Annotated in this window: 24 protein-coding genes, 1 other RNA gene and 1 pseudogene; 16 read left to right on the top strand and 10 right to left on the bottom strand. The window is 49.6% G+C overall.

What is annotated here, in order from left to right; all coding sequences use genetic code 11:
* Positions 1-242: 242 nt before the first annotated feature.
* Positions 243-1,298, bottom strand: a complete 1,056-nt coding sequence (tal, locus tag DBZ16_RS13875; RefSeq protein ID WP_107814393.1) for a transaldolase — start codon at positions 1,296-1,298, stop codon at positions 243-245.
* 240 nt (positions 1,299-1,538) lie between these two features.
* On the opposite strand from tal, the gene DBZ16_RS13865 reads away from it, so the two are divergent.
* The 5 genes from DBZ16_RS13865 to lptB all read left to right on the top strand — a co-directional run bounded on the left by DBZ16_RS13865 (position 1,539) and on the right by lptB (position 5,044).
* Positions 1,539-2,513 carry a KpsF/GutQ family sugar-phosphate isomerase gene (locus DBZ16_RS13865; RefSeq protein ID WP_107814392.1) on the top strand — a complete coding sequence of 325 codons (975 nt, stop codon included), beginning with the start codon at positions 1,539-1,541 and terminating at the stop codon, positions 2,511-2,513.
* 77 nt (positions 2,514-2,590) lie between these two features.
* The gene (locus tag DBZ16_RS13860) at positions 2,591-3,127 is read left to right on the top strand and encodes a KdsC family phosphatase (protein ID WP_107814391.1); all 537 of its coding nucleotides are present in this window, start codon (positions 2,591-2,593) and stop codon (positions 3,125-3,127) included.
* Positions 3,124-3,705 carry an LPS export ABC transporter periplasmic protein LptC gene (gene lptC, locus DBZ16_RS13855; protein ID WP_003743817.1) on the top strand — a complete coding sequence of 194 codons (582 nt, stop codon included), beginning with the start codon at positions 3,124-3,126 and terminating at the stop codon, positions 3,703-3,705. The genes DBZ16_RS13860 and lptC overlap by 4 nt, the downstream gene beginning before the upstream one ends.
* Entirely contained in the window at positions 3,686-4,216 is a 531-nt protein-coding gene (lptA, locus tag DBZ16_RS13850; protein ID WP_003743816.1) for a lipopolysaccharide transport periplasmic protein LptA, read from the top strand. The genes lptC and lptA overlap by 20 nt, the downstream gene beginning before the upstream one ends.
* Before the next feature lie 93 nt (positions 4,217-4,309).
* Complete coding sequence (gene lptB, locus DBZ16_RS13845; RefSeq protein WP_019270978.1) at positions 4,310-5,044, top strand: LPS export ABC transporter ATP-binding protein; 735 nt, start codon at positions 4,310-4,312, stop codon at positions 5,042-5,044.
* A 248-nt stretch (positions 5,045-5,292) separates the two neighbouring features.
* On the opposite strand, the gene DBZ16_RS16455 is transcribed toward lptB, so the two are convergent.
* From DBZ16_RS16455 to DBZ16_RS13795, 9 genes are all read right to left on the bottom strand, one after another.
* Positions 5,293-6,354: a hypothetical protein gene (locus DBZ16_RS16455; protein WP_240600401.1), complete on the bottom strand. Its 1,062-nt coding sequence runs from the start codon at positions 6,352-6,354 to the stop codon at positions 5,293-5,295.
* A 390-nt stretch (positions 6,355-6,744) separates the two neighbouring features.
* Positions 6,745-8,967 (bottom strand): DNA helicase II, encoded by a 2,223-nt coding sequence (gene uvrD, locus DBZ16_RS13835; protein ID WP_107814390.1) that lies wholly within the window; start codon positions 8,965-8,967, stop codon positions 6,745-6,747.
* Between the two features lie 389 nt (positions 8,968-9,356).
* Positions 9,357-10,247 (bottom strand): EamA family transporter RarD, encoded by an 891-nt coding sequence (rarD, locus tag DBZ16_RS13825; protein ID WP_107814389.1) that lies wholly within the window; start codon positions 10,245-10,247, stop codon positions 9,357-9,359.
* Positions 10,248-10,483: 236 nt separating this feature from the next.
* Positions 10,484-10,876 (bottom strand): 30S ribosomal protein S9, encoded by a 393-nt coding sequence (rpsI, locus tag DBZ16_RS13820; RefSeq protein ID WP_003744048.1) that lies wholly within the window; start codon positions 10,874-10,876, stop codon positions 10,484-10,486.
* Positions 10,877-10,885: 9 nt separating this feature from the next.
* Complete coding sequence (gene rplM, locus DBZ16_RS13815) at positions 10,886-11,317, bottom strand: 50S ribosomal protein L13 (protein WP_003744049.1); 432 nt, start codon at positions 11,315-11,317, stop codon at positions 10,886-10,888.
* A gap of 258 nt (positions 11,318-11,575) precedes the next feature.
* Positions 11,576-11,755: non-coding RNA, 6S RNA (ssrS, locus tag DBZ16_RS13810), on the bottom strand.
* A gap of 7 nt (positions 11,756-11,762) precedes the next feature.
* The gene (locus tag DBZ16_RS13805) at positions 11,763-12,065 is read right to left on the bottom strand and encodes a cell division protein ZapA (RefSeq protein WP_003744050.1); all 303 of its coding nucleotides are present in this window, start codon (positions 12,063-12,065) and stop codon (positions 11,763-11,765) included.
* 9 nt (positions 12,066-12,074) lie between these two features.
* A complete protein-coding gene (locus tag DBZ16_RS13800) occupies positions 12,075-12,398 on the bottom strand; it encodes a hypothetical protein (RefSeq protein ID WP_019271148.1) in 324 nt (107 codons plus the stop codon).
* 141 nt (positions 12,399-12,539) lie between these two features.
* Positions 12,540-13,529, bottom strand: coding sequence for an NAD(P)H-dependent glycerol-3-phosphate dehydrogenase (locus tag DBZ16_RS13795; RefSeq protein ID WP_107814388.1), 990 nt, complete (start codon positions 13,527-13,529; stop codon positions 12,540-12,542).
* A 327-nt stretch (positions 13,530-13,856) separates the two neighbouring features.
* Here DBZ16_RS13795 and DBZ16_RS13790 point away from each other — a divergent pair.
* The 11 genes and pseudogenes from DBZ16_RS13790 to DBZ16_RS13735 all read left to right on the top strand — a co-directional run bounded on the left by DBZ16_RS13790 (position 13,857) and on the right by DBZ16_RS13735 (position 25,020).
* Positions 13,857-15,041, top strand: a pseudogene (locus DBZ16_RS13790) (cytochrome-c peroxidase).
* Between the two features lie 560 nt (positions 15,042-15,601).
* Positions 15,602-16,954 carry an RNA polymerase factor sigma-54 gene (gene rpoN, locus DBZ16_RS13785; protein WP_107814387.1) on the top strand — a complete coding sequence of 451 codons (1,353 nt, stop codon included), beginning with the start codon at positions 15,602-15,604 and terminating at the stop codon, positions 16,952-16,954.
* Between the two features lie 66 nt (positions 16,955-17,020).
* Positions 17,021-17,335, top strand: coding sequence for a ribosome hibernation-promoting factor, HPF/YfiA family (gene hpf, locus DBZ16_RS13780; RefSeq protein WP_107814386.1), 315 nt, complete (start codon positions 17,021-17,023; stop codon positions 17,333-17,335).
* 529 nt (positions 17,336-17,864) lie between these two features.
* Positions 17,865-18,305 (top strand): hypothetical protein, encoded by a 441-nt coding sequence (locus DBZ16_RS13770; protein WP_107814384.1) that lies wholly within the window; start codon positions 17,865-17,867, stop codon positions 18,303-18,305.
* A gap of 213 nt (positions 18,306-18,518) precedes the next feature.
* Positions 18,519-18,767 (top strand): GlsB/YeaQ/YmgE family stress response membrane protein, encoded by a 249-nt coding sequence (locus DBZ16_RS13765; protein WP_070496004.1) that lies wholly within the window; start codon positions 18,519-18,521, stop codon positions 18,765-18,767.
* A 190-nt stretch (positions 18,768-18,957) separates the two neighbouring features.
* Positions 18,958-19,464, top strand: a complete 507-nt coding sequence (locus tag DBZ16_RS13760) for a protein disulfide oxidoreductase (RefSeq protein WP_107814383.1) — start codon at positions 18,958-18,960, stop codon at positions 19,462-19,464.
* Positions 19,465-19,812: 348 nt separating this feature from the next.
* Complete coding sequence (hpaR, locus tag DBZ16_RS13755; protein ID WP_070496009.1) at positions 19,813-20,250, top strand: homoprotocatechuate degradation operon regulator HpaR; 438 nt, start codon at positions 19,813-19,815, stop codon at positions 20,248-20,250.
* 10 nt (positions 20,251-20,260) lie between these two features.
* Positions 20,261-20,761 carry a 4-hydroxyphenylacetate 3-monooxygenase, reductase component gene (gene hpaC, locus DBZ16_RS13750; RefSeq protein ID WP_070496011.1) on the top strand — a complete coding sequence of 167 codons (501 nt, stop codon included), beginning with the start codon at positions 20,261-20,263 and terminating at the stop codon, positions 20,759-20,761.
* 179 nt (positions 20,762-20,940) lie between these two features.
* Positions 20,941-21,639: an N-acetylmuramate alpha-1-phosphate uridylyltransferase MurU gene (murU, locus tag DBZ16_RS13745; RefSeq protein ID WP_107814382.1), complete on the top strand. Its 699-nt coding sequence runs from the start codon at positions 20,941-20,943 to the stop codon at positions 21,637-21,639.
* A 312-nt stretch (positions 21,640-21,951) separates the two neighbouring features.
* A complete protein-coding gene (gene apbC / locus DBZ16_RS13740; RefSeq protein WP_107814381.1) occupies positions 21,952-23,031 on the top strand; it encodes an iron-sulfur cluster carrier protein ApbC in 1,080 nt (359 codons plus the stop codon).
* 729 nt (positions 23,032-23,760) lie between these two features.
* Positions 23,761-25,020 carry a YadA family autotransporter adhesin gene (locus DBZ16_RS13735; protein ID WP_107814380.1) on the top strand — a complete coding sequence of 420 codons (1,260 nt, stop codon included), beginning with the start codon at positions 23,761-23,763 and terminating at the stop codon, positions 25,018-25,020.

Genomic DNA, 25,020 nt, shown 5'->3' with positions numbered 1-25,020 from the left:
TAATCGATAGGGATACCCGCCCTGCCCTTTTTCGATTTTGCACATTATTTTTGGCAGATTCTGCCAGTATTGAAATAATCACTGTGATGATGCTTGGCATTTATTTGAATCTATATATAGATGATGGAAACGGCAAAAGGTCGTCTGAAAATCTCGAATTGAGGTTTTCAGACGACCTTTTGAGTTCGTTTATAGATAAAGCACAGGAATCGGGTTGCTAAGGCTTGCTTGGGTTTTGACAATCAAGCCAGCGGGGCGAGCAGTTTGTCGAAGGCTTCTTCAAACTGTTTCAAACCGTCTTCCTGCAAGCGGTTGGCGAGGGTTTCTACGTCTATGCCGAGCGCGGCGGTTTCGGTAAGCTGCGCTTTCGCTTCTTCCACGCCTTCGGTCAGCGTGGCTTTGGCTGTGCCGTGGTCGATGAAGGCTTTGAGGGTGGCATCGGGGACGGTGTTGACGGTGTGCGCGCCGATCAGGCTGTCAACGTAGAGCGTGTCGGGATAGGCGGGATTTTTGACGCCTGTGGATGCCCACAAGAGTTGCACGCGGTTTGCGCCTTTGGCTTCCAGCGCGGCAAATTCGGTGCTGCCGAAGTATTGCGCCCAGTCTTGGTAGGCGGCTTTGGCAAGGGCGATGGCGATTTTGCCTTTGAGGTGGTCAGGCAGCGTTGCATCCAGCGCGCCGTCCACGCGGGAGATGAAGAAGCTGGCGACGGCTTGGATATGGGCAACGCTTTGTCCGGTTGCCAAACGTTTGGCGATGCCGCGCGCGTAGGCTGCGTAGGCTTTGAGGGTTTGGGCGCGTGAGAACAGCAGGGTCAGGTTGACGCTGATGCCGTCGGCGATGAGGGTTTCGAGTGCTTCGATGCCTGCATCGGTGGAGGGAACTTTAATCATGGCGTTTTTACGCCCGATGGCGGCATGAAGGCGGCGGGCTTCTTCTACCGTGCCTTGCGCATCTTTGGCAAGCTCGGGGGAAACTTCGAGGCTGACGAAACCGGTTTTGCCGCCGGTGGATTCATGTTCGGTGAGGCAAACGTCGCATGCTGCCTGTACGTCGGCTATCGCCATGGTTTCGTAGCGTTGTTTGGGGCTGAGGTCTTGCTGCTTGAGGGCGGCGACTTCATCGGCGTAAAGCGCGTCGCCTGCAAAGGCTTTTTGAAAGATGGCGGGATTGGAAGTGACGCCGCACACGCCTTGTTTCAACATTTGCGCCAATTCGCCACTTTGCACGAGCGAGCGGGAAAGGTTGTCCAGCCAGATTTGTTGTCCTAATGCTTTAACGTCCGATAAAATAGTCATCTCTGATTCCTTTTAAATATAGGTTATTTGCGAAGCTGGCGGTAATGCTACCCCTATTCGGAAAATTTGGATAGTTTATTAGGGCATTTAACAATGTCCAAAACGATATATAGTGGATTAACAAAAATCAGGACAAGGCGACGAAGCCGCAGACAGTACAAATAGTACGACAAGGCGAGGCAACGCCGTACTGGTTTAAAGTTAATCCACTATAAAACGAACACAAAAAGGCATGAATTTATGGCAGGAAACGGTCAATATCTCGATTGGGCGCGCGAAGTGTTGCACACCGAAGCGGAAGGCTTGCGCGAAATTGCGACGGAGTTGGACGAAAACTTCGCCCTTGCGGCAGACGCGCTGTTGCACTGCACAGGCAGAGTCGTCATCACGGGCATGGGCAAGTCGGGACATATCGGGCGCAAAATAGCGGCGACCATGGCTTCGACGGGCACACCCGCGTTTTTCGTTCATCCTGCGGAAGCGGCACACGGCGATTTGGGCATGATTGTGGATAACGACGTCGTCGTCGCGATTTCCAATTCCGGCGAAAGCGACGAAATCGCCGCCATTATTCCCGCGCTCAAACGCAAAAACATCACCCTAATCTGCATCACCGCCCGCCCCGACTCGACCATGGCGCGTCATGCCGACATCCACATCACGGCGTCGGTTTCCAAAGAAGCCTGCCCGCTGGGACTTGCCCCGACCACCAGCACCACCGCCGTTATGGCTTTGGGAGATGCGTTGGCGGTCGTCCTTTTGCGCGCACGCGCGTTCACGCCCGACGATTTCGCCCTGAGCCACCCCGCCGGCAGCCTCGGCAAACGCCTGCTTTTACGCGTGGCAGACATCATGCACAAAGACGACGCACTGCCTGCCGTCCGACTCGGTACGCCCTTAAAAGAAGCCATCGTCAGCATGAGCGAAAAAGGCTTGGGTATGCTCGCGGTAACGGACAATCAAGGTCGTCTGAAAGGCGTGTTCACCGACGGCGATTTGCGCCGCCTGTTCCAACAGCGCGACCGCTTTGACGGGCTGACCGTCGATGAAATCATGCACCCCTCCCCCAAAACCATCCCCGCCGAACGCCTCGCCACCGAAGCCCTCAAAGTCATGCAGGCAAACCATGTGAACGGGCTTTTGGTAACCGACGCCGACGGCGTGCTGACCGGCGCGCTGAATATGCACGATTTACTGATGGCGCGGATTGTGTAAAGGCGGGCTAACCGTTTTCAGACGACCTTTATGTTAGAATAGGTCGTCTGAAACCTGGCAATCCGCAAGGAAACACTATGCAAACCTTAGACCCCGAGCTGCAACAGCGCGCGGCGCATATCAAGCTGCTGGTATTGGATGTGGACGGCGTTTTGACCGACGGCCGCATCTTTATCCGCGACAACGGCGAAGAAATCAAATCGTTCCACACCCTGGACGGACACGGCTTGAAGATGCTTCAGGCAAGCGGCGTGCAGACTGCGATTATCACAGGTCGGGACGCGCCCTCCGTCGGCATCCGCGTCAAACAGTTGGGCATAAATTACTACTTCAAAGGCATTTCGGACAAACGCGCCGCCTATGAAGAATTGCGCGCGCAGGCAGGCGTAGAAGAAGCCGAGTGCGCCTTTGTCGGCGACGACGTGGTCGATTTGCCGGTGATGGTGCGCTGCGGATTGCCGGTTGCCGTCCCCGACGCGCATTGGTTTACGCTGCAACACGCCGCCTATATTACGAAACAGGCGGGCGGCGCAGGCGCGGTGCGCGAAGTGTGCGACCTGATTATGCGCGCAAAAGGTACGCTGGGCGCGGCTTTGAACGAGTACATCAAATGAAAGTAAGATGGCGGTACGGAATCGCATTCCCTTTGGTGCTGGCGGTCGCGCTCGGCGGATTGTCGGCATGGCTGGGGCGCATCAGCGAAATCGACATTGAAGAAGTCAAACTCAACCCTAACCAGCCGCAATATACGATGGACGGCATAGACGGGCGGCGATTTGACGAACAAGGTCGTCTGAAAGAGCATCTGAGCGCAAGAGGGGCAAAACAGTTTCCCGAAAGCACCGACGTCCATTTCGAGCTGCCACACCTCGTCTTCTTCCAAGAAGGCAGCCGGCTTTACGACGTCGGCAGCGACGAAGCCGTGTACAACACCCAAACCAAACAACTCCTGTTCAAACACAACGTCGTCCTGACCAAAGCCGCCGATGCCAAACGGCAGGCGGGCGTCGTCAAAACCGAGCTTCTACACGTCGACACCGAATCGCAATACGCCAAAACCGACACGCCCGTTACCTTCCAATACGGCGAATCGAGCGGCAGCGCCGAAGGTCTGACGTATGACCACAAAAAAGGTTTGTTGAACTTCCCATCCAGAGTGAAAGCCACGATTTATGATACAAAAAATATGTAAGGCATGTGTTTTAACCGCATTTTTCGCCACCGCCCCAGCCTACGCCCTGCAAAGCGACAGCAAGCAGCCGATACAGATTGAAGCCGACCAAGGCTCGCTCGACCAAAACAACCAAAGCACCACCTTCACCGGCAACGTCATCATCAAACAAGGCACGCTCAACATCCGCGCCGGCAGCGTCAACGTCTCCCGCAACGACAAAGGCGAACAGTTTATGAAAGCCAGCGGCTCGCCAGTCCGCTTCAGCCAAACGCTCGACGACAACAAAGGCACGGTTAACGGACAAGCCAACAACGTAACCTACTCCTCCGCCATCAACCTCGTTACCCTGACCGGCAACGCCAAAGTCCAACGCGGCGGCGATGTAGCCGAAGGCGCAGTCATCACCTACAACACCAAAACCGAAGTCTATACCATCAACGGCAGCTCCAAAACAGGTGCCAAATCCGCCGCCAAATCCGGCAGGGTAAGCGTCGTCATCCAGCCGTCCAGCACCCAAAAAACCAAATAACCAATATCTGACAACACCAAAGGTCGTCTGAAAACCAGCATAGCAAGTTCCCCAAGCCACATTTTCAGACGACCTCCGAACCAAGAGTCATTTATGAGCGAAAACACTAGCCGCCTCGTCGTTCAAAACCTGCAAAAAAGTTTCAAAAAACGCCAAGTCGTCAAAAGCTTCTCCCTCGAAATCGAAAGCGGCGAAGTCATCGGCCTGCTCGGCCCCAACGGCGCAGGCAAAACCACCAGCTTCTACATGATCGTCGGACTCATCGCCGCCGACGCAGGCAGCGTTACCCTCGACGGACAAGAACTGCGCCACCTGCCCATACACGAACGCGCCCGCCTCGGCGTCGGCTACCTGCCCCAAGAAGCCTCGATTTTCCGCAAAATGACCGTCGAACAAAACATCCGCGCCATTTTAGAAATCAGCACCAAAGACAAAAGCCGCATCGACGGCGAAGTCGAAAAACTGCTCGCCGACCTCAACATCGGCCACCTGCGCCACAACCCCGCCCCCTCCCTATCCGGCGGCGAACGCCGACGCGTCGAAATCGCCCGCGTACTCGCCATGAAGCCGCGCTTCATCCTCTTGGACGAACCCTTCGCCGGCGTCGACCCCATTGCCGTCATCGACATCCAAAAAATCATCGACTTCCTCAAATCGCGCGGCATCGGCGTACTCATTACCGACCACAACGTACGCGAAACCCTCAGCATCTGCGACAGAGCCTACATCATCAGCGACGGTACTGTCCTCGCCTCCGGCAAGCCCGACGACTTGGTCAACAACGAACAAGTCCGCTCCGTCTATCTCGGCGAAAACTTCAAATACTGACAATGACAAACCGCACAATAAATTGTGCGGTTTTAACATAACAAAGCCCCGAAAAGTCGTCTGAAAACGTTTTCAGACGACTTTTCACGTAGGTTGGGTTGAAAACCCAACATTGCGAACACTCAACAGACTTTATTGGGTCTCGACCCAACCTACACTGACCACGTTGATAGGACCATCCCGTAGCGTGGGCTTTGCCCACGAAATCCGTTTGAAAAACTAATTTAGGATTTCAGACGACCTTCATTTTATTTCTTCAATTCTTTCAGCAAAGACGTTAATCCTTCCACACCGTCGAATGTACCCGGCACTTTATCAGGATTGGACAAAATACTGCTAAAAATCAAGTTTTCGAATTTTTCCAGCGCGTCTTTATCATCAGTTTTGATTTTTTTCGCGTACTCGGCATAGTTTTGGATAAATTGGCACAACGACTGTCGCAGTTCCAACTGCATGATTTGGGTCTGTATCGAATGGTAATGAGTTAAAACCACTCTGAAGAAATAGATTAAAACAAATTCCAAGCCGATAATGGGTAGCATGGATTGCCATGAAAAAACTGCACCTGTAGTTTGTACAGAGAAACTGATAGCCAAAGTCAAAGCTACGGTTATTGCCAACAAAACCAACAGCCCAAAAGTTTTCTTTTTAGCTTCGTTCTTTTGTTCCAACAGACTTTCAAAACCTTTAGACAAACCGACAAAATTAAATGCCGTTTTGTATTCGTCCAATTTATCTTTGAGTACATTTACTTCATCTATTTTTTGTTGAATTTCATCCCAATATTTTGTAATTGATGTTTCTAAGGCATTTTTCCTTTCATCAAATTCAAAGAATGTCTTAAAGCCTTGGTTACCCATATAGAAACATAATATGTCTATCGGCATCTTATAAAAAGCATAATTAAGACTATCAGGATGTCTTTCTCCTGAGTAAAACATTTGTTCCTTTAATCTTTTGATTATTGGGAATAATGAACTTCCAGGATTGAAACTATATTCTTTTTGCTGAAAGCTTAAATTTAATTCAGCTAAAAACCTTACAACATCGTCATAAAGATATGACAAATTTTTATCTGAAAAATCAAAAAGAAAATTTTGGATCAGACTTTTAAAATTTTCACCTATATAATGAATATTGAATAAACATTGTTCTTCCCATAACTCAGGATTATCAATCATCGATGACGCCACCGCCGTAATCAATTCATACTGTTCGCGCTCCTGTTCTGACAACATCGACTCATCCGCTTGGGCAATTTTCTTTTTAACCTGCACCAAATCATCATGTAACTCGCTAAAAAATCCCATTTTTTCCCTTTCCTATTTTTGCTGATTAATCTTTTCGGATTCTAAAGATAAGAATCGAATCACTTAATTTGAACAACCTATTTGCAAACTGCCGATTCTTTAATGCCGTCATTCCCGCGCAGGCGGGAATCCAGACCTTGGTATTTCAGGAACATTTCAAGACTGCTGCAACCTCAAACTTCTGGATTCCCGCCTGCGCGGGAATGACGGCAGAGGTTTCAGCAAAGCTCGTTGCTCTCGTTTTCAGACGACTATTTGCTTTATCGGTGTGCATTGTAGCGTGGGCTTCGCCCACGATAATGACGACTAAAAGAGGTCGTCTGAAATTTTAGTTTGATTCGTGGGCAAAGCCCACGCTACGGGTTTCAGACGGCCTCTGCCATCTCCCTTCTACATCTCTTCCAATTTCGCAAACTTGGTATCCAGCTCTTTTACGCCCTGTTTGCCGAAGTTGATGGTCAGTCGGGCGGATTCGCCTTTGTCCACGGCATCGATGATGACGCCGGTGCCGAATTTGGCGTGGCGGACGTTTTGTCCGATGCGGAAGCCTGCGTAGGTTTGCGGCTGTTTGTAGTCGTCGATGATTTTGTCTTTGGACGCGGCGGTTTGGCGCGGGCTGCCGTAGCTGTCGTAGGCGGTTTGTTTGACGGACAGGTAGTGCAATACTTCGGGCGGGATTTCTTCGACGAAGCGGGAGACGATGCCGAATTGGGTTTGCCCGTGCAGCATGCGTTGCTGCGCCATGGTGATGTAGAGGCGTTTGCGGGCGCGTGTGATGGCGACGTACATGAGGCGGCGTTCTTCTTCGAGGCCGCCGCGTTCGGCAAGGCTCATTTCACTAGGGAAGCGGCCTTCTTCCATGCCGGTGAGGAAGACGGCGTTGAATTCCAAGCCTTTGGCGGCGTGGACGGTCATGAGTTGGACGGCTTTTTCGCCCGCGCCTGCTTGGTTTTCGCCGGATTCGAGGGCGGCGTTGCTGAGGAAGGCGAGGATGGGGAAGGCGAGGATGGGGAAGGCGGGGTCGTCTGAAATGTTGTCGGGCAGGATTTCGAAGTTGCTGTCTTCGGGTTTGAACTCGATGGCGGCGTTGACGAGTTCGTCGAGGTTGTCGAGACGGTCTTGGTTGTCGCCTTTTTGGGTTTTGTAGTGTTCGGTCAGGCCGCTGTCTTTGAGGATGCCGACGATGATTTCGGGCAGGGGCAGTTGTCCGACTTGGTTGCGCAGGGCTTCAATCAGGCGGACGAAGGCGGCGACTTTGGCGGCTTTTGCGCCGGCATTGCAGGCTGCCTGCCAGAGGGTGATGCCTTGTTCGGTTGAGGCCGTCTGAAGGTTTTCGACAGTGCGTGCGCCGATGCCGCGCGGCGGGAAGTTGATGACGCGCAAGAGGGCGTTGTCGTCGTCGGGATTAACGGCGAGGCGCAGGTAGGCGAGCGCGTGTTTGATTTCTTGGCGTTCGTAAAAGCGCAGTCCGCCGTAGATTTTGTAGGGGATGCCGCTGCGGAACAGGCTTTGTTCGATAACGCGGGATTGGGCGTTGCTGCGGTAGAGGACGGCGATTTCGTCCAAATCCCAGCCTTCGCGTTCGAGGGCTTTGGTTTCGTCCACGATGAATTGGGCTTCTTCGAGGTCGGTAAAGGCGGAGTAGTAGCGGATTTTGTCGCCTGCTTCGGCGTCGGTGCGCAGGTTTTTGCCGAGGCGTTCGTCGTTGTTTTCGATAACGGCGTTGGCGGCGGCGAGGATGTTGCCGACGGAGCGGTAGTTTTGTTCGAGTTTGACGGGCGCGTCGATGTGGAATTCTTCCATCAGCGCGGTCATGTTGCCGACGTTCGCGCCGCGGAAACGGTAGATGCTTTGGTCGTCATCGCCGACGGCAAAGACTGCCGCGTTGCCGCCCGCCATGAGTTTGAGCCAGGCGTATTGCAGTTTGTTGGTGTCTTGGAATTCGTCAACGAGAATGTGGTTGAAGCGGTTTTGGTAATGTTGGCGCAGGATTTCGTTGCTTTGCAGCATTTCGTAACTGCGGAGCATAAGCTCAGCGAAATCGACCACGCCTTCGCGTTGGCAGATTTTGTCGTATTCGGCGTAGCATTCAATCATGCGGCTTGTGTGCGGGTCGGGCGCGCTCAACACGGAAGCGCGCAAACCGGATTCTTTTTGCGCGTTGATAAAGCCTTGCAGCGAACGCGGCGCGATGATTTCTTCGGCGATGTTGAGGCTTTTGAGCAGGCGTTTGATGAGGGAAAGCTGGTCGCCGCTGTCGAGGATTTGAAAGGAAGACGGCAGGCTGGCATCGCGGTGGTGCAGGCGCAAAAAGCGGTGGCAGAGACCGTGGAACGTGCCGAGCCACATGGCGCGGACGTTGATGGGAACCATCGCGCCGAGTCGGGTTTGCATTTCTTTGGCAGCTTTGTTGGTAAACGTTACCGCCATAATGCTGTGTACGCTTGCCTGACCGGTTTGCAAAAGCCATGCGATGCGCGTGGTCAGCACGCGCGTTTTGCCGCTGCCCGCGCCCGCCAGCACAAGGGCGGATTGCGGCGGCCAGGTTACGGCGGAAAGTTGTTCGGGGTTCAAGCCTTGCAGAAGATTGGGGGCGGATTGGTCGGTAAACATGGGAAAAGGCCGTCTGAAAAATGGGAATACGGTATTTTAATGGAAACGGCAAAGGTCGTCTGAAAAGATGTTTCAGACGACCTTTCGATATCGAATGCTGTCTATCAGGCAAAAGTTTGACAAGCCGAGGCAGCCTGCTGACGACATTGATTTAGAAATTGAAACTTTAGGACGGAAAGCGGGAAATGCGATTTTGACGGAGCAAGGTCGTCTGAAATTTATAGTGGATTAAATTTAAATCAGGACAAGGCAACGAAGCCGCAGACAGTACAGATAGTACGGAACCGATTCACTTGGTGCTTCAGCACCTTAGAGAATCGTTCTCTTTGAGCTAAGGCGAGGCAACGCCGTACTGGTTTAAAGTTAAGCCACTATATAAAACAGCGGTTTCAGACGACCCTTCTCTTCATTGCCAGCCATCCGTTTACCATCATCAGACTCAACCCCAACCAGATAAATCCATAGCTGATTAATGCCCTATTCTCCAAAGGTTCGCCCAGCCACGCAATCGAAATGATAAACAGCAAGACCGGTTCCAAATAGCTCAACATACCGAATACGGCAATGGGTAATAATTGGCTTGCTTTTAAATTCAAATGCATGGCGACCGCGCTATTGATACCCAGCAGAACGATAAAGCCGATAAGTTTTGGGGTGGACGCAATCAAATTAATGGTATCGGTTTGCGTCAGAATATAAAACAAGGCACAAGGCGCAATCACGAGCAAATCAAACGTCAGCCCTATCAATGCCGGCACGCCCAGTCTGCGGCGCACCAAATAATAGATGGGATATGTTCCGAATACCCATACCGTCGCCCATGAAAATGCACCGGATCGTACCAACTCCCATGCCACGCCCAAACATGCCGATACGACCGCTACTATTTGCAGACGGTTAAGCGTTTCCTTAAACCAAATCCTCCCGCACGCCAGCATCGCCAATGGGAACAGGAAATAGCCCATTGCCACATTCACACCTTCACCATTGATCGGCGACCATACAAACAGCCAAAGCTGACTTGCGAAAACAGGCGTGGGCAACATAATCAAAAACCAACGTTTCCAATCCCTGCCCGTTTCACGAACAAACTGCCCTGCCCCCTTCCAGCCATCGCTCATGCCCATCAATACGCATATGGCCGCCAACATTGCAACCATGCGCCAAGCAAAAACTTCCGTCCCGGTCATCGGATGCATCCAAGTTCCGTACAGAAACAGCATGGAAAACAATAAATTGGAAGCTACTGCTGCCACAAGCCCCTTTGAGAAATCCGTCATGTTCAGACGACCCTGCAAAAAACCTCATTGTATCAATGGGGAATGCGAAAAGAAATTTCACATTTTCGATATTTGAAGAAATAGAAAAACTTAACGCGAATCCTGCCGTCTCAACTTACTATCGCTCAGCCGTCCGCCCTCTCTCAACCAGTCTCAAAAATGTATAGGCAATCCGATAGCTGCAACAAATAAAAAAAGCCCTGCATTGCAGGGCTTTTTTAGATTCCAAAAACGAATTAACGTTTGGAGAATTGTTTTGCGCGACGTGCTTTGCGCAGACCTGGTTTTTTACGTTCAACTTCACGGGCATCGCGAGTCACGAAACCGGCTTGAGACAAGGCAGGTTTCAACGCAGCATCGAAGTCGATCAGGGCACGGGTAATGCCGTGACGGATTGCGCCGGATTGACCGGTTTCACCACCGCCGATAACGTTGACTTTGATGTCGAACGCTTCAGCGTTTTCAGTCAGAACCAAAGGTTGGCGAACAACCATGCGGCTGGTTTCGCGCGCGAAGAATTCGTCAACGGGGCGACCGTTTACGATGATTTGGCCGGTACCTTTAGTCAGGAATACACGAGCCACTGAACTTTTGCGGCGGCCTGTGCCGTAGTAGTATTTACCGTTCATGTCGTGTCCTTATTTCAATTCCAAAACTTTGGGTTGTTGTGCGGCATGGGCGTGTTCTGCACCAGCGTACACTTTCAGTTTTTTGATCATTGCGTAACCCAATGGGCCTTTAGGCAACATGCCTTTTACAGCTTGTTCCAAAGCGCGACCCGGGAATTGCTCTTGCATTTCGCGGAAAGTACGCTCGTAGATACCGCCGGGGAAACCGGAGTGACGGAAGTATTTTTTGTCTTCGAATTTGGCGCCGGTTACACGCAGTTTGTCCGCGTTGATGACGATGATGTAGTCACCGGTGTCAACGTGGGGGGTGTATTCAGGTTTGTGCTTGCCACGCAGACGGTGTGCGACTTCGGCTGCAACGCGACCCAGAACTTTGTCTTGGGCGTCGATAACGAACCATTCGCGCTTCACCTCGTGGGGTTTCGCTGAAAAGGTTTTCATAGTGGAAATCCAGATAGATATAGAAAGTTGTGAATTTTAAAGATGGGATTGGCTTTTGTCAATCGGATTGGGGTCGTCTGAAAGTGTTTTTTCTATGATGGCGGTTTTATGCGTAGGGAGATGTTGTTTTTAAGCTGGAAAACATTCCTGATGATTCAAAATATCGGGATATGTTTTTTAATTTTACGCTTGGTTTTCAGACGACGTCGAAGCCGATGATAAATGAAAGCCATGCCGCACGGGCATGGCTTGATATAGGGAATCCCCGCGAGAGCCGTTTTGGCTGAATCCGCTTGAACCTTGTTGACAAGGCGGTCACCTCGGGCAGCTTCGGGTGCATCTAAGAATAGACACTCGCGCCCACTGCAACTCCCGGCAACCTTAAGCGAACTTATTGGTTCAAAGGAATATATGCCTTCGCGGACACCGCAGGGAAAAAGAAAAATCAGTTTTGTTCCAACCGCGCCAAAGCTTTTTGGCAGGCGTTGTTCATGTCAGTTATTTTACGCTCAAATTCGCCTATTGCCAAATCGTCTTTGAGTGTAATTTTAAGGAGGTCGTGGACAACGTTGAGCGCGGTCATAATGGCGATTTTATCGCTGCCGACAATGCGTCCGCTCTCTTTGATGGCGGCACTTTTTTTGTTGAGCATATCAACGGCTTGGAGCAGGGTATCTTTTTCTTCGCTCGGGGTGTTGATGGTGAAATTGACATTCATGATGTCGAGGCTGACTTGTTCGATACTCATGGCGTGTCCTTATGATTGTGTTTCTTGCGGCAGGCGGGAAATGAGCTGGCGGATTTTTTCTGCAGTCTGTTCCAATGCGCTGCGGTATTGTTCTTTTTCGGCATTAAGATTGTCGATTTTGCCTTGTAGGTCTTCTTTGAGTTTGCCGACTTGTACAAGCAACGCTTCACTCAATTCGTCAACGGCGGCTTCATGTTCGCGCTTTTGTTGTTCATGCTCGAGCTTGAGGCGGTCGATTTCTTCATTAAGGCGGCGGTTTTCACCAACAAGGGTTTCAAATTTTTGGGCCAGCTGGTAAACGCTGACTTCCAAGGTGTCGAGTGATTGATTCATGTATAGGCTTCCATATTGCCGCATGGTGGCAGGCGGTCAGGATATTAGGATGATGATGCAGGGATGTCAATCGCTGCCGAATCTTGAGGTCGTCTGAAACTTTTTGGTTTGATGTTTTCAGACGACCTTTACCGTTCGGTCTTACTCAAAGCGTGCGCTGCGCTCCATGAGTCTTTCTGCAACTTGTTGCGGGGTCATTTCCTTGCGGATGAGTTGCAGCAGGGTTTGGGTGATGGGCATGTCGATTTGGTATTTCACAGCGGTGTTAAACACTTCTTCGATGGTGCTGACACCTTCGGAAACATGACCGATTTCCACCAACACTTGATGCAGTTCTTTTCCTTCTGCCAAACCCAAACCGACACGGCGGTTGCGCGAAAGCGCGCCGGTACAGGTCAGGATAAGGTCGCCGATGCCGGCAAGCCCCATCATGGTCTTAGGCTGCGCGCCCATAGCCATGGCAAGACGGGTAATCTCGGCGAGACCGCGCGTCACCAGCGCCGCACGCGCATTGAGTCCGTATTCGAGACCGTCGGAAAGGCCGGTAGCGATTGCCATCACATTTTTGACAGCACCGCCGACAGCCACGCCGATCACGTCCGTACTGCCGTAAAGGCGCATTACGTTGGTGTTGAGTTGTGGAACCAATTCCTCAATCCACTCCTGATTTTCTGAGGCGATAACTACGGCGCAAGGCAGTTGTTTGGCGAGTTCTTGGGCAAAGCTCGGACCAGACAGCACGCCGATTTTTTTGTTCTCAGGCAATACTTCTTTCAATACTTGGAAGGTCAACAGCCCTGTATCTTGTTCAAAGCCTTTGCAGGCAGCAAGGACGGGAACGTGGTCGGCATTGTGTTGTTTGAGGAGTTCTGCGCTGCTTCTCAAACCCGCGACAGAAGTTACGACAAGGACGAGTTCGCTGTCTTTGAGTGCATCACCCAAATCGGCGTAAACGGTTAAGGATTCAGGGAAAGGGAAACCGGGCAGACCGTGTTTGTTTTCACGTTCTGCCTGCAATGTACGGACTTGTTCGGGATTGCGTGTCCAAAGGGCGACTTCGTTGCCGTGGCGGGCAAAGTGCAGGGCAAGGGCTGTACCCCAAGAACCTGCGCCGATGACGGTGATTTTCATTGTGTGTCTTCCAACGGTAAATTGTCGTTTAATTTAAACCAATCGGCTTGGCAGTGCAAGCGATAGAGGCCTATTCAACATGAAAACCGCATGAAAATGCAGAAGCTATCACATATATTGCTTATTTCTATTGAAAATCCAATATTGATTTACCGCAAAGGGCAAACCACGCCCGCTGTTTATACTTCGCGGACAAAAAAGCCGGACATATCAAACGGACGTAAACAAAGCGGAATGCCATTCCCCATTTTCGCCCGCCATTCATCACGGCAATCAACGGAAACGGTGCTTACTCATAATAATATCCACTACAAAAAGGAACACGCCATGAACCACCGCAACACCCGACTGCTCCTGTCGCTTGCTGTTTTGTCCGCATTGGCCGCCTGTGGCGGATAGGAAAGCAAGGAACAAAAACCTGCTTCCGCACCGACCGAAGCCTCTGCCGTTCAGACAACCCCTGAAGCTGCTTCAACCGCCTCAGCAGCGTCCCAAGTCGCCGTTGACAGCAATGCTTCACCTGAAGACCAAGAATTGCTCAAACGCGCGCAAGGCATCTTCAAACCACTGCCAAGCGCTGAAGAAATGCAGAAACTGCGCCCGTTTACCGAAGAACAGGTCAAACTCGGCCATCAATTATGGTATGAGCCACGCCTCTCCAAAGGCAACACCGTAAGCTGCAACTCCTGCCACAACCTCGCCACCGCAGGCGTGGACAACTTGCCGACCAGCCAAGGCCATAAAGGACAGTTCGGCGGACGCAACTCCCCGACCGCGTTAAACGCCGCCTTGCTCGGCATGCAGTTCTGGGACGGCCGTGCAGCCGACGTTGAAGAACAAGCCGGCGGACCGTTGGTCAACCCTGTGGAAATGGCAAACGACTCGCAAAAAGCAGCCGCTGCCAAAATTGCCAAAATCCCCGAATATCAAGAACTGTTTAAAACCGCCTTCCCTGAAGACGGCGCAGTTTCCTTCAAAAACATCACCACCGCACTGGGCGCATTCGAACGTACCCTACTAACACCGACCAAATGGGATGACTACCTCAAAGGTAACGTCAACGCTCTGAACGAGCAAGAGCGCAAAGGCGTGCGCGCCTTTATGGACAGCGGCTGTATCGCCTGCCACAGCGGCGTCAACCTCGGCGGCACAACCTTCCAAAAATTCGGTTTGGTTCAAGGTCCGTACTGGAAATTCATTGAAGATCCGAAACAAGACAAAGGTCGTGCCGACGTAACCAAAAAAGCTGAAGACGAATTCTTCTTCCGCGTACCAGGCTTGCGCAACGTCGCCAAAACTTATCCGTATTTCCACAACGGCAGCGTTTGGGAATTAGACAAAGCCGTTACCATCATGGGTAAAGCGCAGCTGGGTAAAGACCTGACTCCGGAAGAAACCGAAAACATCGTTGCCTTCCTGAAAACCCTGTCCGGCAGCGTTTCGGAATCTGCCCGCACTGTACCCGAACTGCCTTTGTCCGCACCGATGGAATCCCATCCGAACAATAAATAAATAAGCGGTAAATAAAGAAAGGTCGTCTGAAATTCAGGTTCAACCAAGCCCAAAGCTTTAGAGAACAGGATTTCAGACGACCTTTATGCCATTTCATGACCCTATATTATTTGATCCCACATTCTTTTTTTCCCTCAAATGACACGTTAGACAAAAATCAGCCTCATATGCAATGAAATACACGTTGTTCAAACAATTACATCTTGAATATAATCAAACATATGATTTATTTAAGTTTTTATAAAAACCATCAACAAACGAATCTTCAACTCACATCATTGATATCCGAATGCCTATCTTCAAACACGCCTCGTCAGTTGACGGCGGCAAGGCAAAATGTTGAAATACATATCTAGGATAAAAAATAAAAAGCGTTGACCAAACGCCTATAAACACACCACAAAATCCGTTCAGACGGCCTTTCCCCACCCAATAACCAAACCCAAGGTCGTCTGAAATCATATAGTGGATGAACAAGAAGCAATTGACAGCGTAATGTAAACCAAGCTGCACCGTTTCAAGTCCAATCCACCATAAAACTAATTAACATACATTGCACCATGACCTTACTCGGCCTCAAACTCAGGCAGACCCAACAACTCAACCAACGTCTGCAACAATCCCTGCGCATCCTGCAAATGTCCGGTATCGAACTCGAACGCGAGGTCGAAGACTGGTTGCAGGACAATCCCCTGCTCGAACGTCCCGAAGCCGACGAATTTGCCGACGCAGAGTTCAATCACGGTACCACCATGCCGCGCAGCAACCACCTCGGCGGCGACGATGCCGAAGACGCGTGGCTCAACATCGCCAAAGAAGAAGATTTCAACCAATACCTGCACGCCCAAGTGTGCGAACACCCCCTTTCCGACAAAGAAGCCGCCTACGTCCACATCCTTATCGACTTCCTTGACGACCAAGGCTATTTCACCGACAGCATTCAAGACGTTATCGACAACACACCCTTGGAATGGATGCTGGACGAAGACGAGCTGCAAAACGCCCTCGACCTTTTGCAGACCTTCGACCCGCCGGGCGTTGCCGCCGCCGACCTGACCGAATCCCTGATGCTCCAACTCATGCGCCTGCCCGCCAGCCCCGCGCGTCAGGCGGCCGCCCACCTCATCCAAAGTTCGCTGCACGATTTGGGCAAAAACCGCAAACAAAACATCATCCGCTTCCGCAAACTCTTTCCCGAAATCGACAGCGAAACCATAGAAGTCGCGCTCGACATCATCGCCACGCTCAACCCCTACCCCGCCTACGGTTTCGCCTCCTCCGAACCAACCGCCTACATCCAGCCCGACGTTTGGGTCAAAGAAGGCAAAGACGGCTGGAAAGTCATCGGCAACGAAGCCGCCTGGCCCAAACTGCAACTCAACCGCGAATACTGCGACCTCATGAAATCCGCAGAAGACGGCGCACCCGAATGGAAAGAAAAAATCAACGAAGCCAAGCAGCGCATCGACTCTCTCGAACTGCGCAAAAGCACCGTCATCCGCCTTGCCGAATACATCGTCAAAAATCAGGAAGACTTCTTCATATTCGGCGAAATCGGACTCGCGCCCATGCTTATGAAAGACGCCGCCGCCGAATTGGGGCTTGCCGAAAGTACCATTTCGCGCGCCGCCAACCAGAAATATTTGTCTTGCCCGCGCGGACTATTTGCGTTACGCTATTTCTTCACACAAGCAGTCAATTCCGAAGGCGACAAAGAAGGCCTGAGCCAAGGCGCAATCAAAGCCGTTTTGGGGCAGATTATCGAAAACGAAGACAGCAGCAAGCCCCATTCCGACGAAACCCTCGTCCGCCTCCTCAAACAACAGGGCATAGACATCGCCCGCCGCACCGTCGCCAAATACAGGGAGTCGCTCGACATCCCGCCGGCACACAAACGCAAACTTACCGAATGACAGTTTTAAACCGCAGTTTTCCCGTTCCGTTTCTGACGGACTGAACCCCACCGAAGGAGCTGTATTATGAATCTGAAAATCACCGGTCTGAATTTCGACGTTACCGAAGCCATCAAAAACTACGTTTCCGAAAAATTGGAACGCATCAACCGCCACGCAGCCAACGCCATTTCGATTACCATCACCCTTTCTGTGGAAAAACTCAATCAACAGGCTGAAGCAGACATCCATTTGGCGGGCAAAGACCTCCACGTCGAGGCCGTTGAACAAGATATGTACGCCGCCATCGATGTTCTGATGGACAAACTCGACCGCGCGGTGCTGAAACACAAAGAAAAAAGCGGCGATGTCCGCAGTACGGTAAAACCTGCCGCAGAATAAATCAAAATCCCAAAGGTCGTCTGAAAACCCATTTTCAGACGACCTTTACATTAAATTTCCTTTTGCGGCACCAACCCGCATCTTACCCAATCTCATCAACTTGTTCCTGAGTTTCTCCCCCATAGTGGATTGAATTTCATAGGACACGGCAACGCAACGCTATCACGTCAAGATCCATTCACATATTACCCAAAATCCAACACACCTCACCCCTATCCACTTGCATGAAAACGGAATGAAAGATAACATTCTCATCCTTGCAGCTGGGATAAAATATAGTGGATTAAATTTAAATCAGGACAAGGCGACGAAGCCGCAGACAGTACAGATAGTACGGCAAGGCGAGGCAACGCCGTACTGGTTTAAAGTTAATCCACTATATATGTTGCAATCGCCAGGCAGTCGGATAAATGTGCAAAATGATTCTACACAGCATCACCGCTTTAACATTCAGCACATTTTAATACATTAGAAATTAAAACCGCCCGCTGCCGACCTATTCATTCACTTTCATTTAGGTAGTTTATTCATGGATCAAAATAACACTCCACACCCTAATGTACCCAACGACACTGCAGTCATGACCGTCAAGGATTGGATTATCACATTCCTGATACTCGCCATTCCTATCGTAGGCCTTGTCATGATATTTGTCTGGGCATTTGGGGATGGCAACAAAAACCGCAAACATTTCATGCAAGCTTATTTGTGGCTTATGCTGATTTGTTTCATTATTATGATTCCACTAGTATTTTTTATAACGAAAAATCTTCCTGCCGCAGCCATGCAGCAACACAATTTTGGACAGCCTGCATATGAAGCACCAATGAACAACATGCCTTCTGAAAAATTTGATGCCAACAGCCTCCCTGAGCAAGACTCATCTGCTGATAATATGTTGGAACAAGAAAGCGAAGCTGCCTCAGAAGTTCCTGAAGAAATTCCTGAAAACGCTGAAGCTGCCCAATAATCAGAATTTGACCCAGTAAATCCAAAGGTCGTCTGAAACAGATTTCAGACGACCTTTTAATATTATCCAATACTGACTCACAATACCGCTACTCGCCCTACCCATATGAAGCAGTGCTATAAAATGTAAAGACGACACAGCGGGATAAAACAACACTGTATACTGCATTTTCACACACACATTCACCACAACACACATAAGGAGATAAGCAATATGGGTTGGCTTACTACCATCATCATTGGCTTTGTAATCGGCGTATTGGCAAAATTCCTGCACCCGGGTAGAGACAACTTAGGCTTCATCATGACTACCCTGTTAGGCATCGGCGGTTCCGCACTGGCCGGCTTTGTCGGACAAAAAGCAGGTTGGTATAACGTCGGCGAACCAGCGGGCTGGATTGCTTCCACCGTATTTGCCGTCATTATCTTGGCAATTTATACACGCAAGTTTAAAAAACGCTAAAACCTATAACCATAACACGTTGTGAACTTTGATATCGTTCTTCAACGATTCAAATACAAACAGGCTGTTTATAAAGGAACACCCAATATACCGATGCAAGGCGGGCAAGCCGCAGATGATTACCGCAAGCCAACCTTGTAGCAGTACATACAGATTCCCTTATATTCAGCCTGCTTTATGCAGACACCACATGAAACGACTCTTACCTTATCTAAAATCCCTTACCCAAGCCCTCCTTCTCTTTATTCTGATTTCCGTAGCCATTGACTGGTGGCGCAAACCCAATCAGCCGATGCAAGCCTCATCGGAACCCCTCCATGTTATCAATGGAAACAGCACTTCCCTTGAAACACTCAGCAAAGAGCGCATTGCTGTCGTCTATTTCTGGGGAACATGGTGCCATATCTGCTCATACACATCCCCGACAATCGACCGCCTACATCAAAACGGCATTCCCACACTTGGCGTCGCCGTACATTCCGGCTCCGATACAGAGATTCAGTCCTACATGAAGGAACACCAACTGCAATTCCCGACAGCCAACGATTCAGACGACCAATTAGCAACCAACTGGAAGATCGCCGTTACCCCGACCATCATCTTGATTAAAAACGGCAAAATGATACATCACACCTCAGGATTGAGCAGTTACTGGGGCTTACGCAGCCGAATCTGGCTGATGGACCTCTTCTACTGACCAAGCCCCTATTAAAATCCTTAAAATATAAAGAACCCAAATACCATACGGCATATCCATCGCTTCAAAATATATTCGTTTTTTAAAGAAACGAATTACTCAAAAAATCCGTACTTGATGATTTTGTTGAGATTGCACAGAAAATAGACTAAGATAGGTTTATAAGAAAACTTGGGAACATTATTATCAAAACAAACTGTTTAGCGTATTCCCAAGATACCCAAACAATGATGCTTTTGTTCCTATATATCCTTGCCGCCCCAATGACGGCTTATAATCAAAAAACGCCTTTTACATACCTGCCTCGCGCTTCAACGGTTTGATTTTTGATAACAATGGAGACTTATAATGCCTAACCAATCTAAACATGCATCTATCAATATTGGACTGATTCAAGCCCGAGAAGCGTTGATGACCCAATTCCGCCCTATTCTGAACCAAGCCAATATTACCGACCAACAATGGCGTATCATCCGTCTTCTGGCAGAAAACGGCACATTAGACTTTCAAGACCTCGCCAACCAAGCCTGTATCCTGCGCCCCAGCCTGACCGGCATCCTGACCCGACTCGAAAAAGCAGGTTTGGCGGTACGACTGAAACCTTCCAACGACCAACGCCGCGTTTACCTGAAACTGACTCAAGAAGGCGAAAAACTGTACGAAACCATAGGCGCGCAAGTAGACGAACGCTACGACGCCATCGAAAAAATCTTATCCAAAGAAAAAATGCTCGAACTGAAAGAGCTGCTGCTCCAACTCGCGCAAATTGAGCAGGCACTAAAATAAAAGAAACTGAATGACAGATTCCGCACACACACTCAAGAGTCCATTTCGAGATGCTATGGCATCCTGCGCCGCAGGCGTCCACGTCATCACCACAGACGGGCAGTCCGGACGTTACGGCATTACCATGACAGCTGTAGCGCCAATTACCGACGAGCCGCCTACCGTCATGTTATGCATCAACCGGCAGGCAGGCATCATTCCCATATTGCAGGCAAACCGGAACCTCTGTATCAACACCCTGTCAGAAAATCAACAAGACGTCGCCGAACACTTCGCAGGGCTTACCAACCTTTCCCCCGAAGAACGCTTCGAATACCACATTTGGCATAGAGGGCAAACCGGTCAACTCGAAGTTGAAGGCGCACTGGCTCATTTACACGGTCACATTATCGAGCAACACGAAATCGGCACACATTTCATCTTTTATGTCCGCATCGATGAAATCACCACTACCCACACCGACAACCCGGCGCTGCTGTATTTCCGCCGACAATTCAAATCATTAGCCTAAACACAAGGTCGTCTGAAAACCCATCTTTGTTTTCAGACGACCTCTTGATTTCGTATTCCCTCATCAACGACCAATCAATACACCAATAACCAAAGCATCATTCTCTTTGAACCCTGACGGCACAACACTGTATACTTTCACATCAAATGACTACAATCCCATCCCAAACAAGGACAGCCATGAAAGCAATGATACTGGCAGCAGGACGCGGAGAAAGGATGCGCCCCCTGACCGACCATACACCCAAACCACTTCTAAAAGTCGGCAGCGAACCACTCATCGGCTGGCATATACGTCGTCTGAAAAACGCAGGTTTTACCGAAATCGTCATCAATCACGCATGGCTAGGCGAACAAATCGAAGCCACACTTGGTACTGGCGCGCAATACGGAGTCAACATAGCCTACTCCCCCGAATCAACAGGCGGACTGGAGACCGCCGGCGGAATCGCCACCGCCCTACCCTTACTGGGCGACGCTCCTTTCCTTGTCATTAACGGAGATGTTCTGACCGATATTGACTTTAACTCCGCCCGACAAGCCGCCTCATCTCTACAAACCTCCAACCTACTGGCCCATATTTGGTTGGTTCCCAACCCACCACACAACCCGGAGGGTGATTTTTCCATTTCCCCCGATGGACAGGTGCACTCTAATAAAACCGAGGGAGTTGCACTAACCTTCAGCGGCGTAGGCATATATCACCCCGACCTCTTCAAAAACACACCCGCCAATCAAATCGCCAAACTCGCACCTCTATTGAGGGAAGCCATGAACCAACACCGCGTTACCGGCGAACAACACAATGGATTATGGCTGGATGTCGGCACAACGGAACGACTGAAAACAGCAAATGAACTTGCCGCAAACTGGGATTAACATTCACCATTCTGCTCGCTTGCATCCATTGAGACATAATATAAAGTCTGGAAATATAATTACACAAAGTACTATATTCCTATCGACAATTTATTACATAAAAACTCTATATTTCAAATAATATTTTGATATCGATTATGATGACTTTAGATACAGTTTCTTTTGGAAGAAAATTTATTACAGCATCCGCGCATTCATCCTGAAATATGGATCGTATTTTTTATTCCACACCTATTGTATTTCTTGCATCCACACACCAAATATGAATCATCCTTGATTCAATTATCGTTACCTATCAACCAGAGATACGCCATGAATATCGCAACCATTCAAACTGCACTGGAAGCAGTACAAATTCCCAACACCACACGCACACTTGGTAGCGAAAAAGCCGTCAAACTGTTGGAAGAACGCACCGACGGTCTCCATATCGGACTGAAATTCGGCTTCCCTGTCGGGCATATTGCCGCCGACATCGCCAACAGCCTGCAAGAAGCCGTCATCGGCATCACAGGCGACGCGCATATCCATCTCCGCATTGACACTGAAATCACAACACACAAAGTACAGCCCGGAGTCGCCACCATCAAAGGCGTAAAAAACATCATTGCCGTTGCATCTGGCAAGGGCGGTGTTGGCAAATCCACCACCACAGCCAACCTCGCCACCGCCATGGCACGCATGGGCGCGCGCGTGGGTGTATTAGATGCTGACCTCTACGGCCCCAGTCAACCGACCATGCTGGGCGTGCAAGACCGTAAACCCGACCAACAAAACCAGAAACTGATTCCCGTCGAAGCCGACAGCGGTATCCAAGTGATGTCCATCGGCTTTCTGGTTGATACCGATCAAGCCGTCGTTTGGCGCGGTCCGATGGTAAGCCAAGCCTTGCAGCAGTTGATGTTCCAAAGCGAGTGGGACGAAGTGGACTACCTTTTCATCGACCTGCCGCCAGGTACAGGCGATATCCAACTCACCCTGTCGCAGAAAATCCCTGTAACCGGCTCGGTCGTCGTTACCACGCCGCAAGACATCGCCCTGATTGACGCGCGCAAGGCGGTCGATATGTTCCACAAAGTCAATATCCCGATTTTCGGCGTACTGGAAAACATGTCGGTACATATCTGCTCCAACTGCGGTCATGCCGAAGCTATTTTCGGTTCTGAAGGCGGCAAAAACTTGGCAGGTCGTCTGAATGTCCCGCTGCTCGGACAGCTCCCGTTAAGCCTGCCCGTACGCGAAGCAATGGATGACGGCGCGGCGAAACAGTTGTTTGACGACCATCCCGCCATTGCCAAAATCTACACCGACGCAGCCTTCCAAATCGCACTGACCATTGCAGACAAAGGCAAAGATTTCAGCAGCCGTTTCCCCAAAATCGTAATTGAATGATGCAACGATAAACAAATAAAGCCCGATCGCAATAATCGGGCTTTATTTGTGACTAAAAGGTCGTCTGAAAACTCGGAATTGTCTTTACAAATCTCAGCTTATTCCAATATATACCATCCAAACAAAAACACCTCTTATCTACATCATGGCACAAGTATCGAAAATACAACACAAATCTATGGAATAATTAACAGAGATATAAAAAAGAAAAATATCGTTTCCAGTAGAAAAAATTTATCTTCATATAAAATTTTCTACCGTATTAAATATATTAAATGCCACACTTGATTTTACCAATGACTCATCCGAAAAATTAAGACATTTTAAATTACTTAAAAATAAAAAAACGCAATTTAAAATCAAAACAACCCAAAAAACATAAATATATAATACATGTTATTATTTTTTTTGTTATATATTACATATAGATAATAAGGGGAACGATTGTTTTTTTATAATGAAGTTAATATTTGATAAAAAAAAATAATAAATACAAAATAAGGAACTTCATATAATGGTCATCATGTACGGAGTAGTAAATCGTGCTTCGAACCATTTGTTTTCTGAATCAATTTTATTTTTTAGAAATAAAATTTTATGTATTTCACTACTGCTCAACAACCAGTGGTATGCATATTAGATAAGCGGCATATATTTGTCAATCAGAATATGCAAAATATATAGATTCATCCATATTATTATTTATGTGTTTTTATCAGGGAGATAATTATGAAACACAAAACACACATGAATCGTTTTACCGCGCTCAACAAAACAGTGGCTTTGTCATTGGCAGCCGCAGGTCTTGTTTCTGCTTCGCCTGCGTTTGCAGCAGCGCTGACAAATGCTTCTTATGTAAGCATTAACGATAACAACGAACCTGTCCGTGGCAACTACGACAGTAAGGGCGCAACTGGTCGTTACGGTGTAGCTGTCGGCGTTAACGCCAGCGCACAAAGCCTCAGCACCGTTGCAATTGGTTCTGAAACTACTGCTAAAGATGAATCTGCCACTGCAGTTGGTACACTCTCCAAGGCTGAAGGCACTGCCGCCGCAGCTTTCGGTCAAGGCGCCAACGCAACTGCTAATGCCGCTACTGCAATCGGTCGTCAAGCAGCTGCCAAAGGCAACAGCAGCACTGCTGTAGGCTCTGCTTCTGTAGCCGAAGGCCTGTCTTCTACTGCATTTGGCTCTGGCTCTAACGCTGCGGCTCCCGCCTCTACTGCGATCGGACAAGGCACTCAAGCAACCGGCGCTTACACTGTTGCAGTAGGTCAAAAAGCTCAAGCCAAGGGTATTTCTTCAGCTGCTGTAGGTTCTGCTTCTGTTGCCGAAGGTAACTATTCTATTGCTACAGGTGCTGCCTCCCAAGCTACCGGAAACGCCAGCGTAGCTTCTGGCCTCCAGGCTCAAGCTAAAGGCGGTTCTTCTGTCGCTATCGGTCGCGGAGCGATTGCAAGTGATGAATACTCTGTTGCTTTAGGCGCAGGTTCTACTACTTCTGCTGCAGTAGGTACAAATACCGCTACTGTAAACGGTGTAACTTACAGCGGCTTTGCCGGCACCACTCCTACATCCACAGTGAGTGTAGGTTCAACAGGCAACGAACGTACTATCACTAATGTTGCAGCTGGTCGCATCACACCTACCAGCACAGATGCTATCAACGGCAGCCAACTGTACCAAGTAGCCGCACAAACAAACGGTAACAGCATTGTTATCAATAATCTTCAAGATCGTATCAACGATATGAACAAAGACCTGCGTGCAGGTATCGCCGGTGCCACAGCAATCGGTTTCCTGCAACGTCCTAACGAAGCAGGTAAAAGCATCGTTTCTGCAGCTGTAGGTGGCTACCGTGGTCAACAAGCAGTCGCTGTTGGTTATGCACACAATTCCGATAACAACAAATGGTCCATCAAAACCGGCGTAAGCGTGAACACCCGCAAAGATGTTAACTGGGGCGGAAGCGTCGGCTACCAATGGTAA

The sequence above is a fragment of the Neisseria sicca genome, assembly GCF_003044565.1.
In the GTDB taxonomy this organism is placed as follows: domain Bacteria; phylum Pseudomonadota; class Gammaproteobacteria; order Burkholderiales; family Neisseriaceae; genus Neisseria; species Neisseria sicca_A.
The sequence above is the reverse complement of the archived record's forward strand: the minus strand, read 5'-3'. Positions and strand labels throughout refer to the sequence as shown.

Excerpts from the sequence above, each read along its gene's own strand:
- tal (WP_107814393.1), bottom strand. The coding sequence starts at position 1,298 with ATGACTATTTTATCGGACGTTAAAGCATTAGGACAACAAATCTGGCTG.
- DBZ16_RS13865 (WP_107814392.1), top strand. The coding sequence starts at position 1,539 with ATGGCAGGAAACGGTCAATATCTCGATTGGGCGCGCGAAGTGTTGCAC.
- DBZ16_RS13860 (WP_107814391.1), top strand. The coding sequence starts at position 2,591 with ATGCAAACCTTAGACCCCGAGCTGCAACAGCGCGCGGCGCATATCAAG.
- lptC (WP_003743817.1), top strand. The coding sequence starts at position 3,124 with ATGAAAGTAAGATGGCGGTACGGAATCGCATTCCCTTTGGTGCTGGCG.
- lptA (WP_003743816.1), top strand. The coding sequence starts at position 3,686 with ATGATACAAAAAATATGTAAGGCATGTGTTTTAACCGCATTTTTCGCC.
- lptB (WP_019270978.1), top strand. The coding sequence starts at position 4,310 with ATGAGCGAAAACACTAGCCGCCTCGTCGTTCAAAACCTGCAAAAAAGT.
- DBZ16_RS16455 (WP_240600401.1), bottom strand. The coding sequence starts at position 6,354 with ATGGGATTTTTTAGCGAGTTACATGATGATTTGGTGCAGGTTAAAAAG.
- uvrD (WP_107814390.1), bottom strand. The coding sequence starts at position 8,967 with ATGTTTACCGACCAATCCGCCCCCAATCTTCTGCAAGGCTTGAACCCC.
- rarD (WP_107814389.1), bottom strand. The coding sequence starts at position 10,247 with ATGACGGATTTCTCAAAGGGGCTTGTGGCAGCAGTAGCTTCCAATTTA.
- rpsI (WP_003744048.1), bottom strand. The coding sequence starts at position 10,876 with ATGAACGGTAAATACTACTACGGCACAGGCCGCCGCAAAAGTTCAGTG.
- rplM (WP_003744049.1), bottom strand. The coding sequence starts at position 11,317 with ATGAAAACCTTTTCAGCGAAACCCCACGAGGTGAAGCGCGAATGGTTC.
- DBZ16_RS13805 (WP_003744050.1), bottom strand. The coding sequence starts at position 12,065 with ATGAGTATCGAACAAGTCAGCCTCGACATCATGAATGTCAATTTCACC.
- DBZ16_RS13800 (WP_019271148.1), bottom strand. The coding sequence starts at position 12,398 with ATGAATCAATCACTCGACACCTTGGAAGTCAGCGTTTACCAGCTGGCC.
- DBZ16_RS13795 (WP_107814388.1), bottom strand. The coding sequence starts at position 13,529 with ATGAAAATCACCGTCATCGGCGCAGGTTCTTGGGGTACAGCCCTTGCC.
- rpoN (WP_107814387.1), top strand. The coding sequence starts at position 15,602 with ATGACCTTACTCGGCCTCAAACTCAGGCAGACCCAACAACTCAACCAA.
- hpf (WP_107814386.1), top strand. The coding sequence starts at position 17,021 with ATGAATCTGAAAATCACCGGTCTGAATTTCGACGTTACCGAAGCCATC.
- DBZ16_RS13770 (WP_107814384.1), top strand. The coding sequence starts at position 17,865 with ATGGATCAAAATAACACTCCACACCCTAATGTACCCAACGACACTGCA.
- DBZ16_RS13765 (WP_070496004.1), top strand. The coding sequence starts at position 18,519 with ATGGGTTGGCTTACTACCATCATCATTGGCTTTGTAATCGGCGTATTG.
- DBZ16_RS13760 (WP_107814383.1), top strand. The coding sequence starts at position 18,958 with ATGAAACGACTCTTACCTTATCTAAAATCCCTTACCCAAGCCCTCCTT.
- hpaR (WP_070496009.1), top strand. The coding sequence starts at position 19,813 with ATGCCTAACCAATCTAAACATGCATCTATCAATATTGGACTGATTCAA.
- hpaC (WP_070496011.1), top strand. The coding sequence starts at position 20,261 with ATGACAGATTCCGCACACACACTCAAGAGTCCATTTCGAGATGCTATG.
- murU (WP_107814382.1), top strand. The coding sequence starts at position 20,941 with ATGAAAGCAATGATACTGGCAGCAGGACGCGGAGAAAGGATGCGCCCC.
- apbC (WP_107814381.1), top strand. The coding sequence starts at position 21,952 with ATGAATATCGCAACCATTCAAACTGCACTGGAAGCAGTACAAATTCCC.
- DBZ16_RS13735 (WP_107814380.1), top strand. The coding sequence starts at position 23,761 with ATGAAACACAAAACACACATGAATCGTTTTACCGCGCTCAACAAAACA.